The organism is Pseudonocardia sp. TRM90224 (assembly GCF_021245725.1).
Lineage (GTDB): Bacteria > Actinomycetota > Actinomycetes > Mycobacteriales > Pseudonocardiaceae > Pseudonocardia.
Genome location: NZ_JAJGSX010000054.1, coordinates 1 through 17,503 on the forward strand (window position 1 = coordinate 1; position 17,503 = coordinate 17,503).

Genomic DNA, 17,503 nt, shown 5'->3' on the forward strand with positions numbered 1-17,503 from the left:
CTCATCACGGCATCATGACCACACACTGACCCGCACGGTGTCGAGCACGAACTCCACCACTCAGCGGGACGTGACCCGCCGAAGTGGGCACCGCTCCTCAGTTGCGGGTGCTGACGGCTGCCGCGACAGCCACCAGCACCCGCAAGTCGGCCAGCACCGGTGAACGAACGGCACTTTCGTCCACACCTATTGGACGAAAGTGCCCCCCCGTTCGTTCGAACCAGGCGGGCTGCTGGGCCTGCCAGCTCGCCGCAGGCCGCTGTGTGCGATGTGCGCGGAGGTCAGGAAAACCACTTTCATGCAATGCCGTTGCAGGAAAGTGGCTTTCCTGACCCCTGGCGTGTGGGTGGACGACCTGGGCTGCGCGTTTGCCGCTCTCAAGCATCAGGGGGACGTGCGGTGCCAGGAAAGTGGCTTTCCTGGCGCTCCCCGGGGCTGCGGCGCGCGGCTCAGGTTGGTGGGAGCGTTCAGCGGTCCGGGTCGGCCGTCACGCGTGCGATGGTGGCGCCGAGGCCGCTGAGGTTCTCGACGAAGCGGGGGTAGCCGCGGTCGATGTGCTCGATGTCCCAGACCTCGGTCTCGCCGTCGGCGCAGAGCGCGGCGAGGACGAGCCCGGCGCCCGCGCGGATGTCGCTCGCCCAGACCGGGGCGCTCGACAGCTGCGGCACGCCCCGGACCACGGCGTGGTGGCCGTCGGTGCGGGCGTCGGCGCCGAGGCGCACCATCTCGTCGACGAACCGGAAGCGCGATTCGAACACGTTCTCGGTGATCATCGAGGTGCCGTCGGCGACGGCGGAGAGCGCGATCGCCATCGGCTGCAGGTCGGTGGCGAAGCCCGGGTAGGGCAGCGTGACGAAGTCGACGGCGGTGGGCCGGCCCTCCATCGTGACGGTGAACTCGTCCTCGCCGATGTCGGTCCGTGCACCCGCGCTGCGCAGCTTGTCGAGCACGAGGTCGATGTGGTGCGGGTCGACCCCGCGGACGGTCACCTCGCCGCGGGTCATCGCCGCGGCGAACGCCCAGGTTGCGCCGACGATCCGGTCGCCGATCACGCGATGGGTGGTCGGGGAGAGCCCGGTGACGCCGTGCACGGTGAGCGTCGAGGTGCCGACACCCTCGATCTTGGCGCCCATGTGCGACAGCATCGTGCACAGGTCGACGATCTCCGGCTCACGCGCGGCGTTGTCGATCACCGTGGTGCCCTCGGCCAGCACCGCGGCCATCAGGATGTTCTCGGTGGCGCCGACGCTGGGGAAGTCGAGCCAGATCTGCGCGCCGCGCAGCTCCTCGACGCTCGCGACGACCCTGCCGTGCTCGATCTCCGTGGTCGCGCCCAGCTTGCGCAGCCCCGCCTGGTGCATGTCGAGCGGCCGCGAGCCGATCGCGTCGCCGCCGGGGAGCGGGACGACCGCGTGCCGGCAGCGGGCCACCAGCGGCCCGAGCACGCACACCGAGGCGCGCAGCTTCGACACCGAGCGGTAGTCGGCCTGTGAACCTGGCTCGGCGGGCACGTCGATCGTCACGGTGTCGCGCTCGACCTCGACCGTGCAGCCGAGGCTGCGCAGCACGTCGGCCATCAGCGGTACGTCGAGGATCTCGGGGCAGTTCGTGATCGTCGTCGTGCCCTCTGCCAGCAAGGACGCGGCCATCAGCTTCAGGACGCTGTTCTTCGCGCCGACGACGTCGACGGCGCCCACGAGCCGGGCGCCGCCGCTCACCGAAAAATGCTCTGCCACGGACACCGACGCTATCCCCTCACCGTCGTGTCACCGCACCCGCCCCAGGAGCGCCTGGAACGCTCAAGCGGGCGGCGGGAGCTTCCCGACGGCGGCGGACGCGAGTGTGGCCGCCGCCCCGCAGAGCTCCGCGTCGGGCAGCGACCGGTAGACGAACACCTGCACCGCCTCGATCCGCGGCGCCCCGCTCGGCCCGGCGAACGTGCGCTGCCCGAACTGCGCGAAGCAGTCGCTGCCCGCCGTCAGCTGGGTGGTGCCCGGACGGCCGGCGAAGTCGGTGCCGCGGCCGTCCTCCGGGGTCAACGGCGCCCGCCAGGCGAAGGCGAGCCGGACGTAGGCGCCCGTTCCAGACGCCCATTCGCACGACCAGGAGCCGAACCCGGGGCGTCCGGTGACGTCGATGCCCGGGACGGCAGCGAGCTCCTCAGGCGTGATCAGCGCGCAGGCGTCGATGCCGGCGAGCACGCTGCCGTCGGTGAGCGAGCGCGGGCGGGGTGTGATGCCGTGCGCGGTCAGCGCCGCGACGATTGCGCGCGCACCCGTATCTGCGACGGCGCAGGAGACGGCGGAGTCGGTGCCCCTCCCGGTGGTCGTGAAGAGCGCCACATTGCCGTCGGGCAGCAGCACCCGCCGGGCGCAGCGCGGGCCGACCGGCGCGAACCGGGCCACCGTGAACGGGCCGACCTGCTCGGGTGCGCCCTCGAACTCCTGGGAGGCCTGCGCGGTCTGGGCCGCCGACTGGAACTCCACCGAGACGGCGAGCGGCAGCCCGTCCGGAGGGGTCACCATCGCGCGGCAGGCCGCGAACGGGACCGCGCCGTCGTCCAGCGTTACCGCGCCGTGCGCACCGAGCGCGGCCGGGTCGAGCAACGAGCAGGGATCCGCGACCCGCGGGTCCGGGATCGTGATCGGCCCGGCCGCCTCCGGCTCACTCGCCCCCGGCGTCGGTTCCGGCGCCGTCGCCGGCGTCGGCTCCCCCGGCCCACCGCCACCCGTCGTCAACGCCAGCACCAGCGCGAGCACCGCCAGCACGGCAACACCGGCGATGACGAGACGCTTCACGTGGTTGGGCTTCGGGGTGGCCGCGAACGCCGTCTCGAAGTCGGTCGGCGGCGCCGGCTTCTGTTCGAAGAACAGCGTCGGGTCGCGCTGAACTGTGCCCAACTGAACAGCGGTGCCTGGATGAACAGCGGCGGGTCGGACGGGCTGCGGTCCCGTGGCGTTGATCGACGGGCGGCGTCGGACGGTCGAGAGCGCGTTCAGCGTGCGTTGCGCCTCCGCCGCGGTCGGCCGCACGCTCGGGTCGTCCGACACCAGGTCGCGCAGCACACCGGTGAGCGGGCCCGCCCGTTCCGGCGCCGGCGCGCCACCCCGGCCGACCCGCGTGAGCAGCGCAAGGACGTTGCCCTGGTCGCCGCCGAACGGCGGGTGCCCCTCGACCGCGGCGTAGAGGGTCGCGCCGAGCGAGTACATGTCGGTCCGCGGGCCGGTGCCCTCGCCACGCGCGGCCTCCGGCGCGAAGTACGCCGGGGTGCCGCTGAGGATGTCCGCGGCGGTGATGTCGGGCGACTGCGCGGCCCGTGAGATCCCGAAGTCGGTGAGCTTCGCCGTCGTCCAGTCGAGCGGGTTCTGGCTCGCACCCGCGATGAGGACGTTGTCCGGCTTCACGTCGCGGTGCACCACCCCCGCGGCGTGCGCGGCCGACAGGCCCGCCGCGATCTGCGCACCGATGGCGGCGACCTCACCGGGCGGCAGCGTGCCGTGCTCGCGCAGGATCGCGCCGAGGCTGCGCGATGGGACGTACTCGAGGATCAGCCACGGCTCGCCGCTGTCGATCACGATGTCGAAGATCGTCACGACGTTCGGGTGGTGCAGTGCGGCGGCGATCCGGGCCTCGCGCATCGTCCGCTCGCGGGCCCGCGCGGCATCGGCGGCCGGTAGCGAACCGAGGCGCACCCGCTTGATCGCAACCTCGCGACCGAGCACCTCGTCGGCGGCCCGCCACACCGCGCCCATGCCACCCTCGCCCAGCACGTCGTAGAGCCGATAGCGACCCCCGACGAGGGTGCCGGAGTCACCCGGCGCGTCCGGCATGAACGTCTCCCTTGTAGTTGCTCCGGAGAATAGATCAGCCGTTCGGGTGATCGCCGACCCCCCGGCATAGTCTCGGCACATGGCCGTGCACCTGACCAGGATCTACACGAAGACCGGCGACGACGGCACGACGGCGCTCGGCGACTTCAGCCGCGTCCGCAAGACCGACGTGCGGCTCGCGGCCTACGCCGACACCGATGAGGCCAACGCGGCCCTCGGTGTCGCCGTCACCGTGGGCGGGCTCGCCGAGGCGCTGCTGGTGCCGTTGCGGCAGGTCCAGAACGACCTCTTCGACGTCGGCGCCGATCTCTGCGCGCCGATCGTTCCCGACCCGAAGTACCCGCCGCTGCGCGTCACGGAGGAGTACGTGACCCGCCTCGAGGGCTGGTGCGACGAGTTCAACGAGGACCTGCCGAAGCTGGCCTCGTTCATCCTGCCCGGCGGCACACCCGGCGCGGCGTACCTGCACGTGGCCCGCACAGTCACCCGGCGGGCGGAACGCTCGGTGTGGGCACTGCTGGAGGTCGACGCCGAGCGCACCAACCCGCTGACGGCGAAGTACCTGAACCGCCTCTCGGACCTGCTGTTCATCCTCGGCCGCGCCGCCAACCCCGACGGCGATGTGCTCTGGCAGCCCGGCGGCGCCACCTGACCGAACTTCCCCACCGTTTTGTGCACTTGCGCGCCTTCTGGGCGCGCAAGTAGACAAAACGGTGGGGAAGTTCGTGGCTAGGAGGCCTGGCGGTAGCCCGTGGTCCGGCCCGGTGGGGCCGATTCGAGCCACGACAGGAAGCCGGTGAGCACGCCGGGCGCCATGGCGAGCTCGACGTCGACGCCCCGGCCGCGGCAGTACAGCACCGAGGCCGCGGGCGGCAGCGCGTAGGCCTCCGCCGCGACGGGCTGGCGGCGGTCGACGATCTCCAGCGTGGTCCGGTCGACCACCACCGTCGGGCCCGGCCGGAACGACGTCAGACGGAACCAGGCCAGCTGGTCGCCGCGGTACCGGCCGACCCCGAAGTGCCAGCCGGCGGCGGCGTCGCGCGAGGTGAGCCTGGATGTGGCAACGGGGCGGCGGCGCAGACACACGTCCACACCACCGCCCCGCATCAGCCGTACCCGCCGGATGGCGAGATAGCCGAGACACAGGCAGGCGAGCAGCAGCAGGATGCTGACGACGAGGGTCGTTGCTCCCACCGCTGTCCAGCTACTCCGCGGCGCCCGCGGCCCTCAGCCGGGCGTTCGCCCTGGCCGCGGCCGCCGCACCAGCCGGCTCTGAGGTGTCGGCCTTGTCGAGCGCCGAACGGGCCCTCGACACGTCGATCTCGTCGGACACCTCGGCGTACTCGGCCAGCACCGTGACCGTCTCCGGCGTTATCGAGAGGAACCCGCCGTGCACGGCCAGCGTCGTGGACGTCCCGTCGGTGCCGTCGATCCGCACGACACCGGCCTCCTCCAGCTGTGCGAGCGTCGACTCGTGCCCCGGGAGTACACCGATCTCGCCGACCGTGGTGCGGGCGAGCACGAAGCTGGCCGAGCCCGACCAGATCCGCCGCTCGACCGCGACCAGTTCGACCGTCATCTCTGCCAAGGGTCAGCCCTCGAGCTTCTTGCGGTTCTTCTCGAGGTCCTCGAGACCACCGCAGAGGAAGAAGGCCTGCTCGGGGACGTCGTCGAACTCACCCTTGGCGATCTTGTCGAACGACTCGAGGGTCTCCTTCAACGGCACCGTCGAGCCCGGCTGCCCGGTGAACTGCTCGGCGACCAGCAGGTTCTGCGAGAGGAACCGCTCGATGCGCCGCGCGCGGCCCACCAGCTGGCGGTCCTCCTCGGAGAGCTCGTCGATGCCGAGGATCGCGATGATGTCCTGCAGGTCGTTGTACTTCTGCAGGATCCGCTTGACCTCGTTCGCGACGCGGAAGTGCTCGTCGCCGATGAACTGCGGGTCGAGGATCCGGGAGGTCGACGTGAGCGGGTCGACCGCCGGGTAGATCCCCTTCTGGGAGATCGGCCGCGAGAGCTCGGTGGTGGCGTCGAGGTGCGCGAACGTCGTGGCCGGCGCCGGGTCGGTGTAGTCGTCGGCGGGCACGTAGATCGCCTGCATCGAGGTGATCGAGCGACCGCGCGTCGAGGTGATCCGCTCCTGCAGCACGCCCATCTCGTCGGCGAGCGTCGGCTGGTAACCGACCGCCGAGGGCATGCGGCCCAGCAGCGTGGAGACCTCGGAACCGGCCTGCGTGAACCGGAAGATGTTGTCGATGAACAGCAGGACGTCCTGGTCCTGCTCGTCGCGGAAGTACTCCGCCATCGTCAGCGCCGAGAGCGCGACGCGCATACGCGTGCCGGGCGGCTCGTCCATCTGGCCGAACACGAGCGCGGTGTTCGCGATGACGCCGCTCTCGGTCATCTCCGTGATGAGGTCGTTGCCCTCACGGGTGCGCTCACCGACCCCGGCGAACACCGAGGTGCCACCGAAGTTCAGCGCGACACGCTGGATCATCTCCTGGATCAGCACCGTCTTACCGACGCCGGCACCACCGAACAGGCCGATCTTGCCGCCGACCACGTACGGGGTGAGCAGGTCGATGACCTTGATGCCGGTCTCCAGCATCTCGGTCTTGCCCTCGAGCTGGTCGAAGTTCGGCGCCTTGCGGTGGATGCCCCACAGCTCGCCGGTGATCTCCAGGTCGGGCTTGTCGATGCACTCGCCGAGCGCGTTGAACACGTGCCCCTTGACCTGGTCGCCGACCGGGACGGAGATCGGGCGGCCGAGGCTCGTGACCTCCTGGCCGCGGACCAGACCGTCGGTCGGCTGCATCGAGATGGTGCGGACCAGGTTGTCGCCGAGGTGCTGGGCGATCTCCAGGGTCAGCGTCTTGGCGAGCTCACCGAGCTCGACCTTGACGGTCAGCGCTGTGTAGAGCTCCGGCACGGATCCGCGCGGGAACTCGACGTCGACGACCGGGCCGGTGACCCGGACGACCCGACCTGTTGTGGTGCCGGTATCGGCGGTGGCGGTCATCAGTTCTCACTCCCTGCGCTGACGAGAGCGTCGGCGCCACCGACGATCTCACTGATCTCCTGAGTGATCTGAGCCTGACGAGCCTGGTTGGCTTCCAGTGTCAGGGTACGGATCAGCTCGTTGGCGTTGTCGGTCGCGGCCTTCATCGCACGCTGGCGGGCCGCCGATTCCGAGGCGGCCGACTCCAGCAGCGCCGCGAACAGGCGCGCCCCGATGTACTTGGGCAGCAGCGCGTCGAACAGCGAGTCCGGGCTCGGCTCGAACGCGTAGAGCGGCCGCACCTCGTTCGCGTGCTCGGCGGCCTGCTCGCGCCGCTCCTCGATCTCGCCGCCGGGCGTACCGACGGTGTCGGCCTCGTACTCGACCTCGAGCGGTGCCATCCGCCGTGCCTGCGGCGTCTGGGTCACCATGTTCTTGAAGGTCGTGTAGACGAGGTGGAGCTCGTCCACCCCGTTGCCGCCGTCGGCGGTGCCCTCCATGAACGCGTTGACGAGCGTGCGGGTCGCCTCCGCGGCGTCGGCGTACCGCGGCTGCTCGGAGAAGCCGGTCCAGCTCTCCTCGACCTTCCGCCTGCGGAACCGGTAGTAGCCGACGCCCTTGCGGCCGATCACGTAGAGCACGGGCTCCTTGCCCTGCTCACGCAGCAGCTGCTGGAGCTGCTCGGCCTCCTTGAGGACGTTCGCGTTGTAGCCGCCGCACTGCCCGCGGTCGCTCGTGACGACCAGCACCGCGGCGCGCTTCGGCTCCGCGCGCTCCACGAGCAGGGGGTGGTCCAGCGCCGAGTTGTTCGCCAGCTCGGTGAGGACCGCCGTGATCTGCTCGGCGTAGGGCCTCGACTCGTCCACCCGCGCGCGGGCCTTCGCGATCCGCGAGGTCGCGATCAGCTCCATCGCGCGGGTGATCTTCTTGATGGACTGCGTCGACTTGATCCGTCGCCGCAGCACCCGGATCTGTGCCGCCATCGGTTATCCCGTCAGCTCTTGGCCGGAGCCGGCTTGGAGACCTTGACCGAGTCGCGATCGACCTCGTCCTCGTCGAGCGCCTCGGCCTTGGCCTCCTTCGGCACCACCGAAGAGCCGTCGGAGGCGGTGAACCCCTCCTTGAAGCTCTTCACGGCGGTGGAGATGCGGTCGGACAGCTCGTCGGAGAGCTTCCCGGTGTCGCGGATCTCGCCGAGGATGCCCTCTTCGTTGCGACGGACGTGGTCGAGGAACTCCCGCTCGAAGCGGCGGACGTCCGCGACCGGGACCGAGTCGAGGTGGCCGCGGGTGCCGAGGAAGATCGAGACGACCTGCTCCTCGACCGGCTGCGGCTGGTACTGGGCCTGCTTGAGCAGCTCGACGAGGCGGGCGCCACGGCCGAGCGCCGCGGCCGACGCGGCGTCGAGGTCGGAACCGAACGCGGAGAACGCCTCCAGCTCGCGGAACTGCGAGAGGTCGAGGCGCAGCGAGCCCGAGACCGTGCGCATCGCGCGGACCTGTGCGGAGCCACCGACGCGGGACACCGAGATGCCGACGTTGATCGCCGGCCGGACGCCCTGGTTGAACAGGTCGGACTCCAGGAAGACCTGGCCGTCGGTGATCGAGATGACGTTGGTCGGGATGTACGCCGACACGTCGTTCGCCTTGGTCTCGATGATCGGCAGCCCGGTCATCGAGCCCGCGCCGAGCTCGTCGGAGAGCTTCGCGCAACGCTCGAGCAGCCGCGAGTGCAAGTAGAAGACGTCACCGGGGTAGGCCTCGCGGCCCGGCGGGCGACGCAGCAGCAGCGAGATCGCGCGGTACGCCTCGGCCTGCTTGGAGAGGTCGTCGAAGATGATCAGGACGTGCTTGCCCTGGTACATCCAGTGCTGGCCGAGCGCCGAGCCGGTGTAAGGCGCGAGCCACTTGAAGCCGGCGGGGTCGGACGCGGGCGCCGCGATGATCGTCGTGTACTCCAGCGCACCGGCGTCCTCGAGCGACTTGCGGATACCCGCGATCGTCGAGCCCTTCTGGCCGATCGCGACGTAGATGCAGCGGACCTGCTGCTTCGGGTCGCCGCTCACCCAGTTCTGCTTCTGGTTGATGATCGTGTCGACGCAGACGGCGGTCTTGCCCGTCTTGCGGTCGCCGATGATCAGCTGGCGCTGACCGCGGCCGATCGGGGTCATGGCGTCGATCGCCTTGATGCCGGTCTGCAGCGGCTCGCTGACGCTCTGGCGCTCGACGACCGAGGCCGCCTGCAGCTCGAGCACACGCTCCTCGTCGGACTCGATGTCGCCGAGGCCGTCGATCGGGGCGCCGAGCGGGTCGATGACGCGGCCGAGGAAGTTGTCGCCGACCGGCACCGAGAGGACCTTGCCGGTGCGCTTGACCTCTTGGCCCTCTTCGAGGCCGGCGTACTCGCCGAGGATCACGGCGCCGATCTCGTGGACGTCGAGGTTCTGCGCGACGCCGAGGATGCCGCCCTCGAACTCGAGCAGCTCGTTCGTCATCACCGAGGGCAGGCCCTCGACGTGCGCGATGCCGTCAGCGGTGTCGGAGATGTGGCCGACCTCTTCGCGAGTGGTCGCCGTCTCCAGGGACGAGACGTAGCTGGAGATCGCACTCCGGATCTCCTCGGAGGAGATCGTCAGCTCTGTCATGGCTGTCGGTGTTCCTTCTCTTCGATCGGAAAAGTCAGCCCGAATAGGTCAGCTCGGGAGGGTGCGGCGCGCGGCGGCGAGCTTGCCCGCGACGCTGCCGTCGATGACCTCGTCACCGACCTGCACGACAAGGCCGCCCAGCAGTCGTTCGTCCAGCTCGACCTGCAGCGAGATCGCCCGGCCGTAGAGCCGGGTGAGCTTGTCGACGAGCTTCTGTTCCTGCTCGGACGTGAGTGCGACCGCCGTCCGGACCTTCGCGACCGAGCGGTCGCGTCGCGCTGCGGCGAGCTCGGCGAGCTCCTCCGCGATGACGTCGAGGTGCCGGCCGCGGGGCAGCCGGACCGTCTGGCGCAGCAGCGTTGCGGTGGTCGTCGACACCTTGCCGCCGAGCACCTGGTCGAGCAGCGCGGTGCGGCCGCCGACCGGGGTGGCTGTGTCGGCCAACAGCCCGTTGAGCTGCGGTTCCCTGTCCAGGATCCGGCCGAAGCGGAACAGCTCGTCCTCGACGTCGTCGAGCTTGCCGTTCTTCTCCGCCGCGGCCAGCGTGGCCTGCCGGGCGAGCGACTCGACGCCGTCGACGAGGTCGAGCGAGCGCGACCACCGGGCCCGCAGCAGGCCGGTGAGCTGCTCGAACGTCGGCTTCGACACCTTCGAGCCCAGCACCTGCTGCGCGAGCGCGACGCGGGCCGACTCGTCGGCTGCCGGGTCCCCGAGCAGCCGGCGCAGCGCCTTCTGCGCCACGAGCAGCTCGGCGATTGCGAACAGCTCCTCGCCGACCTGCACGAGGACGTCGACCTTCGCCTTGTCCGCGAAGGCGTCGAGCCGGGCGCCGGCCGAGGCCAGCGCTTCCCGGCTTGCTGCCTGCAGGACGACGGCCATCAGCTCGCTCCGCTGGTCTCGCGGCGCCGCGTGAGGCCGTCGAGCTCGTCGAGGAACGTGTCGACGGTGGCGGAACGGCTGGCGTCGTCGGCGAGCGAGCGGCCGATGAGCCGCTCGGCGAGCTGCACGGAGAGGCCACCGACCTCACCGCGGAGCTGGCGGACGGCCTGCTCGCGCGCTGCGGTGATCTGCTCCTCACCGCGGGCCCTGATGCGTGCGGCCTCTTCCTCGGCCTGCGCCCGCAGCTCCGCCTTGATCTGCTGCCCCTCGGCGCGGGCGTCGTCGCGGATGCGCGCCGCCTCGGCCCGAAGGCCGGCCAGCTGCTCCTCGTACTCCTTCTTGAGGGCGGCGGCCTGCTCCTGGGCCTCCTCGGCCCGCTTCAGCCCACCCTCGATCTTGTCGGTCCGCTCGGCGTAGATCTTCTCGAACTGCGGGAAGACCGTGCGCTTGAGGACGAAGAACAAGATGAGGAAGGCGATGGTGCCGACGATCATCTCGACAGGGTGCGGCGTGAGAGGATTGATCTCCTCCGCCGCAAGGACGCTCATCATGATGTCTCCTCCGCCTTGCCCTGCGATGCGCTAGCTCAGCCCGCGATGGGCTGCAACGCGAATGCGAGCACCAGGCCGAGAATGGCGAGCGCCTCGGAGAGCGCCATGCCGATGAACGCGATGCCCTGCAGCTGGCCACGGGCCTCCGGCTGGCGGGCGACACCGTTGATGAACGCGGCGAACACGATACCGACGCCGATACCCGGGCCGATCGCGGCGAGGCCGTAACCGATGACGTTCAGGTTACCGCTGATCAACATTGCGTATTCCTTTCATCCGGTCCGTGGTTCGTGCCGACGGACCCGTCAGTTCTGTGTGGGGAGGAACTAGTGGTCGTCGGCGAGCACGGTGCCGATGTACGACGCCGTCAGGATGACGAAGACGTAGGCCTGCACCACCTGGATGAAGGCCTCGAAGAACGTGAAGACGATGGCCAGCACGAACGCGATCGGCGAAATGATCTTCGGCAGCAGCGTCTCGGAATGCAGCAGCATGTATTCGCCACCGAGGATGAACACCAGCAGCAGCAGGTGGCCGGCGAACATGTTGCCGAACAGTCGCAGCGAGAGCGTGACCGGGCGCAGCAGGATGTTCGAGATGAACTCGATCGGGGTGAGGATGAACCGCACCCACCCCGGCACCCCGGGCGGCCACGTGGAGATCCGCAGGTAGCCGATGAACCCGTGGTGCTTGATCCCGACCCACGTGAAGATGAGCCACGTGAAAATCGCCAGCACGTAGGGCATGCCGGGATGTGAGAACGTCGGGAACTGGATGATCGGGATGATCCCGAACAGGTTGTTCACCAGGATGAAGGCGAACAGGGTGGTGAGGTAGGGCACGAACTTGAGGAACTCCGGCCCGATGTTGTCTCGGGCGATGGAGTTGCGGACGAGCCCGTGCAACGACTCGCCGAGGAACTGGCCCTTGCTGGGCACGAGACTCGGCTTGCGCACACTGAGGGCGAAGAACGCCCAGATGATCAGTGCGGCCAGAACGAGCTGCAGCACCGGCTTCGTGATGTCACCGAAGATCGGCGGCAGGTTGAAGTCCTCCACCCCGGGAGAGTTGAAGCCTCCCGAGGGCGGTGGGGCGGTGGCCAACGTGGTCACCCAATGCTCCTTCCGGTTCCACCGGCCGGGTGATCCGGGGCGGCAGAATCGTGACGATCAGGACTTAACGTACCTGATGTAGATCAGATACAACGAAGCGGCTCCACCGGCCAGCAGGCCGACCGGCAGGAACAGTCCCGTGCCAAGCAGTGCATCCAGCCCCCATCCGATCGCCCCGAAGATCAGGAAACCCGACAGGAGGTAGGACAGAGCGGTCCACGCGTCCCCCGGCGGTGGCGTCTTGCCGCCTCCATCGGGGGCCCGGTCCAGCTCCATCAGCACGGACACTATCAGGCGTGTTAGCAGCTCTTTACCAGGGACGACCTCGGCGGACGGCCAACCGGGCCACGTGGTGGGCCGGACGGGTCGGCGACCTGCTCTATCGCGTGTAGAACAACCGTGCAGGGGTGACCCGGATCGCAGAGTGAGCCGGCCCACGTCACCCGTTCGGGGGTCTCAGAGGTCGACGACCGGGATGCGGGCGCGAACGAAGCCGACGACCTCGCCGCCGATGTAGGCGGCGGTCACCGCGAGCAGCGTGAACGCGAAGGCCTGGTTGTCGAAGAGGGTCGTGCCGCGGAAGACGATCAGGAAGACCAGCAGCACCAGTACCTTGCCGACGAACGCGGTCATGGCGGCGACCATCACCCCGGCGGCGCTCGCACGAGCCGTCTTGCGCATGACGAACGTCCCGACGAACCCCGCGCCACCGCCGATGATCACACCGACGACGGCACCGATCGCGCCCGGCCACGCCCGCAGCACCGCGGCCACGACGATCGCGATGACCCCGACGATCGCCGTGAGCACCAACGCGTTGCGCTGCATCACCCCGGCCAGCCGCAGCACCGTCGCGACGTGCGGAGCGTCCTTCACGGGTTCCGGTTCGGTCATCTGGCCCTCACTCTCGGGATGGCGGAGGCGAGCACGACCACGACCAGGCCGATCCCCACCGCCCACAGCACGATCGACGGGTCGTCGATCAGCGCCAGCGCAACTGCGCCGAACGCGAGCACACCCGCCCACAAGTAGATCAGCAGCACCGCTCGGCGCTGGCTGTGGCCGATCTCCAACAAGCGGTGGTGCAGGTGCATCTTGTCAGCCGCGAACGGGCTGAGCCCCTTGCGGGTGCGCCGAACGACCGCCATCAGCAGGTCGAGCACCGGCACGAACACCACCGCGGCCAGCACGATGAGCGGTGCGAACAGCGCCAGCACATCGGCGGCCCCCGACGAGCCGGTGGGGATCGCCATCCGACCCGACATGCTCGTCGTCGCGGCCGCCAGGATCAGCCCGACCAGCATCGACCCCGAGTCGCCCATGAAGATCCTGGCGGGGTTGAAGTTGTGCGGGAGGAAGCCGAGGCAGGCCCCCGACAGCACGGCCGCGAGCAGCGCGGGCACGTACGCCGAGGGGTCGTAGTAGCCGAGTCGGGAGAGCAGCCCGATGGCGAACAGGCCCGTGGCCAGCGCGGCGATCATGCCGAGGCCCGCGGCGAGGCCGTCGAGTCCGTCGATGAAGTTCATGGCGTTGACCAGCGCGACGGTGATCAGGACCGTCAGCAGCACTCCCTGCTCCAGCCCCAGGCTCAGGATCGACATGGAGAACAGGCCGCCGCCACCGCCCCACGGCACCGGGAACGCCGTCCACTGCAGCCCGAACATGATCAGCACGCCGGCTGCGGTGATCTGGCCGACCAGCTTGGTGATCGCGTCGAGGTCGTAGCGGTCGTCCAGCATGCCGACGACCGAGAGCAGCACCCCCGCGATGACCACGCCGATGATCTCGTTCGAGTAGTCGAACGCGAGCCGCAGCGCCGGCAGCTGGTAGGCCATCAGCACGCCGGCCAGCACCCCGCCGAGCATCGCGATGCCGCCCCAGCGCGGGGTGGGTGTCACGTGCACGTCGCGGCCGCGGGGCCACGCCACGGCGTGCAGCCGCAGCGCGAGCACCCGCACCGGCCCGACCAGCAGATAGGTGATGACGGCCGATGTCATCCCGGCGAGGAGGTACTCCCGGATCGGCAGGACCAGCCCAGGCACGGGGACGGCCGGCGGTTCGTCAGGGACGCGGGTAGGCGGGCGTCCTGGCGACGAGCGCCGACACCGCGTCGGCGACCTCCACCAGCTCGGCGTCGCCGTCGGGCGTGCCGTGCTCGGCCTTCACCGCACGCGACACCAGCGAGGCGATCTCCGCCATGTCCGACTCGACCATGCCCTGCGACGTCACGCTCGGCGAGCCGACCCGCAGGCCGGACGGCTTGAGCGGCGGCGCGGGGTCGTACGGGATCGCGTTCTTGTTGAGCGTGATCCGCGCGGCGTCGCAGCGGGTCTCGGCCTGGTCGCCGGTGACGCCGATGGGGCGCAGGTCGACCAGCGCGAGGTGGGTGTCGGTGCCGCCCGAGACCGCGCGCATGCCCTCCGCCTCGAGGCTCTTGGCGAGCGCCTGCGCGTTGGCGATGACCTGGGTGGCGTAGGCCTTGTACTCCGGCTGCGCCGCTTCCTTCATCGCGACCGCCTTCGCGGCGACCGCGTGCATCAGCGGACCGCCCTGCGAGAACGGGAAGACGGCCTTGTCGATCGCCTTGGCGTGCTCGGCCTTGCAGAGGATCATGCCGCCGCGCGGGCCGCGCAGCACCTTGTGCGTGGTGGCGCTGACGACGTCGGCGAACGGCACCGGCGAGGGGATCGCCTGCCCGGCGACCAGCCCGATGAAGTGCGCGGCGTCGACCATCAGCTTGGCGCCCACCTCGTCGGCGATCTCGCGGAACGCCTTGAAGTCGATCAGGCGCGGGTACGCCGTGGCGCCGGCGATGATCATCTTGGGCTTGTGCTGGCGGGCGAGGTCGCGGACCTGGTCGTAGTCGATCAGCTCGCTGTCCTCGCGGACGGTGTAGGACACCGCGTTGAACCACTTGCCGGAGAAGCTGACCTTGCTGCCGTGCGTGAGGTGCCCGCCCTGCTTGAGGTCCATCGCGAGCACGGTGTCGCCGGGCTGGGTGAACGCCGCGTAGACCGCGAAGTTCGCCGACGCGCCCGAGTGCGGCTGCAGGTTGACGTGCTCCGCGCCGAACAGCTCCTTCGTGCGGGCGTTGCCGATCTCCTCGGCCTTGTCGACGACCTCGCAACCGCCGTAGTAGCGACGCCCGGGGTATCCCTCCGCGTACTTGTTCGACAGCGTCGAACCGAGCGCGGCCAGCACGGCAGGGCTGGTGAGGTTCTCGCTGGCGATCAGCTGGAGGCCGCCGCGCAGCCGGTCCAGCTCCTCGAGCACCACTCCCGCGATCTCGGGATCCTGGTGCTGAAGCTCGTCGAAGTCCGGTCCCCAGAACGGTGTCGTCACGGTTCAACGGTACCTGCGGCCCACCCACGGCCCGCCCCGGCCTTCGGCCGAGGGCAGGAAAGCCACTTTCCTGCCCCCACAGGGCCTGAAAGTGGCTTTCCTGCCCTTCCTGGGCCAGCGGGAGCAGTGCTCACGATTGTCATCAGTGCTCCAGTACTGGCAGACTGCAGCGATGAGTGCCGCCGGAACCCGGGCCCGCGTCCGCGCCGAGCTCACCAAGGAGATCGCCGAGGTGGCCAGGCGCCACCTCGCGTCGGACGGCGCCGCCGCGCTCTCGCTGCGGGCCGTCGCGCGTGAGATGGGCATGGCGTCGTCAGCGGTGTACCGCTACTTCCCCAGCCGCGACGACCTGCTCACCACGCTGATCGTCGAGGCCTACGACGCCATCGGCGAGGCTGCCGAACAGGCCGTCGCGGCCGCGCCGAAGGGCGACCTGCGCGCGCGGTGGCAGGCGATCTGCCGCGCGACGCGGGAGTGGGCCGTCGCGCACCCGCATGAGTACGCGCTGGTCTACGGCTCGCCGGTGCCTGGCTACGCAGCGCCGCAGGCGACGATCGGACCCGCTGGGCGGGTCGGGCTGCTGCTCACCACGCTGATCTCGGACGGTGTCGCGGCCGGCACCGTCGACCCGCTCGGCTCCCCGACCGGCTCCGACGCCGCGCTGACCCCCGACATCGCGGAGCGCGTCGGGCTCGCGTCCACGAGTGCGGAGTCGTCGCTCGCCGCCCGCGGCGTGACGGCGTGGATCAGCCTCTTCGGACTGATCAGCTTCGAGATCTTCGGCCACACCAACAACATCGTCGAGGACCACGAACGCTTCTTCACCGACGCCACGGACCGGCTGGCCGACCTGGTCGGCCTGCCGTAGCACGAAGCCGGCCGGCCGGGGTTGCCGGGAAAGTGGCATTCCCGGCATATGGGGCCGGGACCGTGGCTTTCCCGGCAACGTGTGCGTTTCGCACCCGTCCGCGGGTGCACGGGAGTGCGGTGCGCCGTGGAAGGTCAGGAAAGTCCGCCATGGCCCTTCGGGCCGCCACGAGGGATGTGAATCCGTGCTGGGTGCGGCACTCGGGGGTGTGCACGGAGAGCGGGCGCAGGGGCGCTGGTGCACAGGTTGATGCCTTCGTGCACAGGTTCGAACTTGTGCACGGGGAGGCGAACCTGTGCACGAGCAACCCGGGGCCCGACCCGGGCGGTGACGGCCAGCCGGGGTGGGTGGGTTCCTGCCCTCCACCCACTGGGTGAGCTGCGCAGGCCACCACGTGCGGCTCGGGCGAGAGTTCCGGCTCATGATCACCATCTCGGCGCGGAAACGAACCAATTTGGTCGGTTCGCGCACCCAGCCGGTGATCATGGTCGACCCTGCCCCCGTCCGCGACACCGGGCTGGTCACGGCAGTGCCAGGAAAGTGGCTTTCCTGGCGCCACAGGACAGGAAAGTGGCTTTGCTGGCACACCCCGCCACCACTCCAGCCGCCGTGCCGGCGGGGGTCAGGCGGTCGTGACCGCCCGGCCCAGCACCTTCTCGATATCGGCCCCTGTCACCGCGCCCTCGCGCAGGATGCGGGGGTCGTCGGCGGTGAGGTCGACGATGGTCGAGGCGACGGGCTCGCCGGACGGTCCGCCGTCCAGGTAGACCGAGACGCGTTCGCGCAGCTGCTCGTCGGCCTCGAGGACGGTGGTGGCGGGTGGCCGGCCGGAGATGTTGGCGCTGGAGACGGCCATCGGGCCGACGTCGCCCAGCAGCTCCAGCGCCACCGGGTGCAGCGGCATCCGCAGCATGACGGTGCCCTTGGTCGAGCCGAGGTCCCAGGTCAGCGACGGCGCGTGCTGCAGCACCAGCGACACGGCGCCGGGCCAGAACGCCTCGATGAGGTCGCGCGCCGCCTTCGGCACGCCCAGCACCAGCCCGTCGATCGTCGACCACGAGCCGACGAGCACCGGAACGGGCATGTCCGGGCCGCGGTTCTTCGCCGCGAGCAGCGCGCGGACGGCGTTGGAGTCGAACGCGTCGCAGCCGAGACCGTAGACGGTGTCGGTCGGCAGGACGACGAGTTTCCCGGCACGTGCGGCGCGGGCCGCCGCCGCGAGGCCTTCGACCCGCTTGTCGGGGTCGGCGCAGTCGTAGATCGGTGCCACCCGCGAAGC

Annotated in this window: 18 protein-coding genes; 2 read left to right on the plus strand and 16 right to left on the minus strand. The window is 70.1% G+C overall.

Features of this window, described 5'->3' with window-relative positions; all coding sequences use genetic code 11:
* Window positions 1-467: 467 nt before the first annotated feature.
* Together murA and LL648_RS44885 are read right to left on the minus strand one after the other, a co-directional pair.
* Window positions 468-1,736, minus strand: a complete 1,269-nt coding sequence (gene murA / locus LL648_RS38920; RefSeq protein ID WP_232667979.1) for a UDP-N-acetylglucosamine 1-carboxyvinyltransferase — start codon at window positions 1,734-1,736, stop codon at window positions 468-470.
* Between the two features lie 63 nt (window positions 1,737-1,799).
* The gene (locus LL648_RS44885; protein WP_305080816.1) at window positions 1,800-3,830 is read right to left on the minus strand and encodes a serine/threonine-protein kinase; all 2,031 of its coding nucleotides are present in this window, start codon (window positions 3,828-3,830) and stop codon (window positions 1,800-1,802) included.
* A 79-nt stretch (window positions 3,831-3,909) separates the two neighbouring features.
* Between LL648_RS44885 and LL648_RS38930 the strand changes: the two genes are divergently transcribed.
* Window positions 3,910-4,482 carry a cob(I)yrinic acid a,c-diamide adenosyltransferase gene (locus LL648_RS38930; protein ID WP_232667980.1) on the plus strand — a complete coding sequence of 191 codons (573 nt, stop codon included), beginning with the start codon at window positions 3,910-3,912 and terminating at the stop codon, window positions 4,480-4,482.
* Between the two features lie 77 nt (window positions 4,483-4,559).
* Here the strand turns inward: LL648_RS38930 and LL648_RS38935 are convergent, their stop codons facing one another.
* The 13 genes from LL648_RS38935 to glyA form a co-directional block, all read right to left on the minus strand.
* A complete protein-coding gene (locus LL648_RS38935; protein WP_232667981.1) occupies window positions 4,560-5,024 on the minus strand; it encodes a DUF2550 domain-containing protein in 465 nt (154 codons plus the stop codon).
* A gap of 10 nt (window positions 5,025-5,034) precedes the next feature.
* On the minus strand, window positions 5,035-5,409 hold the full coding sequence (locus LL648_RS38940; protein ID WP_232667982.1) for a F0F1 ATP synthase subunit epsilon: 375 nt from the start codon (window positions 5,407-5,409) through the stop codon (window positions 5,035-5,037).
* A 12-nt stretch (window positions 5,410-5,421) separates the two neighbouring features.
* Window positions 5,422-6,849, minus strand: coding sequence for a F0F1 ATP synthase subunit beta (gene atpD, locus LL648_RS38945; RefSeq protein ID WP_232667983.1), 1,428 nt, complete (start codon window positions 6,847-6,849; stop codon window positions 5,422-5,424).
* Complete coding sequence (locus LL648_RS38950) at window positions 6,849-7,811, minus strand: F0F1 ATP synthase subunit gamma (protein ID WP_232667984.1); 963 nt, start codon at window positions 7,809-7,811, stop codon at window positions 6,849-6,851. Before LL648_RS38950 ends, atpD begins: the two co-directional genes overlap by 1 nt.
* A gap of 11 nt (window positions 7,812-7,822) precedes the next feature.
* On the minus strand, window positions 7,823-9,472 hold the full coding sequence (atpA, locus tag LL648_RS38955) for a F0F1 ATP synthase subunit alpha (protein ID WP_232667985.1): 1,650 nt from the start codon (window positions 9,470-9,472) through the stop codon (window positions 7,823-7,825).
* A 48-nt stretch (window positions 9,473-9,520) separates the two neighbouring features.
* A complete protein-coding gene (locus LL648_RS38960) occupies window positions 9,521-10,351 on the minus strand; it encodes a F0F1 ATP synthase subunit delta (protein ID WP_232667986.1) in 831 nt (276 codons plus the stop codon).
* Window positions 10,351-10,902: a F0F1 ATP synthase subunit B gene (locus LL648_RS38965; protein WP_232667987.1), complete on the minus strand. Its 552-nt coding sequence runs from the start codon at window positions 10,900-10,902 to the stop codon at window positions 10,351-10,353. Before LL648_RS38965 ends, LL648_RS38960 begins: the two co-directional genes overlap by 1 nt.
* Window positions 10,903-10,937: 35 nt before the next feature.
* Window positions 10,938-11,162 (minus strand): ATP synthase F0 subunit C, encoded by a 225-nt coding sequence (gene atpE, locus LL648_RS38970; RefSeq protein ID WP_232667988.1) that lies wholly within the window; start codon window positions 11,160-11,162, stop codon window positions 10,938-10,940.
* Window positions 11,163-11,228: 66 nt separating this feature from the next.
* Entirely contained in the window at window positions 11,229-12,014 is a 786-nt protein-coding gene (atpB, locus tag LL648_RS38975) for a F0F1 ATP synthase subunit A (RefSeq protein ID WP_232667989.1), read from the minus strand.
* A gap of 57 nt (window positions 12,015-12,071) precedes the next feature.
* A complete protein-coding gene (locus LL648_RS38980) occupies window positions 12,072-12,290 on the minus strand; it encodes an AtpZ/AtpI family protein (RefSeq protein WP_232667990.1) in 219 nt (72 codons plus the stop codon).
* A 180-nt stretch (window positions 12,291-12,470) separates the two neighbouring features.
* Window positions 12,471-12,908, minus strand: coding sequence for a hypothetical protein (locus LL648_RS38985; RefSeq protein ID WP_232667991.1), 438 nt, complete (start codon window positions 12,906-12,908; stop codon window positions 12,471-12,473).
* Window positions 12,905-14,011, minus strand: coding sequence for a glycosyltransferase family 4 protein (locus LL648_RS38990; protein WP_232668026.1), 1,107 nt, complete (start codon window positions 14,009-14,011; stop codon window positions 12,905-12,907). The genes LL648_RS38985 and LL648_RS38990 overlap by 4 nt, the downstream gene beginning before the upstream one ends.
* A gap of 64 nt (window positions 14,012-14,075) precedes the next feature.
* Window positions 14,076-15,356 carry a serine hydroxymethyltransferase gene (gene glyA / locus LL648_RS38995; RefSeq protein WP_232667992.1) on the minus strand — a complete coding sequence of 427 codons (1,281 nt, stop codon included), beginning with the start codon at window positions 15,354-15,356 and terminating at the stop codon, window positions 14,076-14,078.
* A gap of 172 nt (window positions 15,357-15,528) precedes the next feature.
* Between glyA and LL648_RS39000 the strand changes: the two genes are divergently transcribed.
* Window positions 15,529-16,224, plus strand: coding sequence for a TetR/AcrR family transcriptional regulator (locus LL648_RS39000; protein WP_232667993.1), 696 nt, complete (start codon window positions 15,529-15,531; stop codon window positions 16,222-16,224).
* A gap of 622 nt (window positions 16,225-16,846) precedes the next feature.
* On the opposite strand, the gene LL648_RS39005 is transcribed toward LL648_RS39000, so the two are convergent.
* Window positions 16,847-17,494 (minus strand): L-threonylcarbamoyladenylate synthase, encoded by a 648-nt coding sequence (locus LL648_RS39005; protein WP_232667994.1) that lies wholly within the window; start codon window positions 17,492-17,494, stop codon window positions 16,847-16,849.
* Window positions 17,495-17,503 lie beyond the last annotated feature (9 nt).